We start from the raw sequence: 379 nt of genomic DNA, 5'->3' as shown, positions 1-379 counted from the left end.
ATAGGGGGCTGCCATGCAGGGGTTAGGGTTATCTGCACGATTCGAAAAAACCGACGCGGGGCGACGTGAAATCGCTACGCGCGGCGGCGCGCTCAGTCGCTCAAGCCGCGCGCTTCTCATCATGGTGGATGGGCAAGTCACGGGCGAGGACCTTGCCGTGCGTGCCGGCCAGCTCGGACTGGAAGCGCAGGCCGTATTCGATCTGGTGCAGGCTGGTTTCATCCAACGCGCAACCGATGTTGCCAGCGAGCCCGTCTTCGTTCAGGTGGCCGAGCCGCAACCCGAGGCGCCCAAGCCCGCTGCACCTGCCGCACCGGCGCGCAAGCGTTCGCTGGCGGCGGCGCGCATGTACCTCATGGATATTGCGGCGCGCACATTC

General features: G+C 65.7%; 1 protein-coding gene. It reads left to right on the top strand.

Annotated elements, in window-relative coordinates:
* Positions 1-13: 13 nt before the first annotated feature.
* Positions 14-379, top strand: a 366-nt coding sequence (locus KDL01_RS47425; protein ID WP_212534401.1) for a hypothetical protein, incomplete at its 3' end; no start/stop codon positions are given.

Origin of the sequence: Actinospica durhamensis (assembly GCF_018139695.1) — a bacterium.
Lineage (GTDB): Bacteria > Actinomycetota > Actinomycetes > Streptomycetales > Catenulisporaceae > Actinospica > Actinospica durhamensis.
This window is presented reverse-complemented; position numbering and strand designations above follow the sequence as displayed.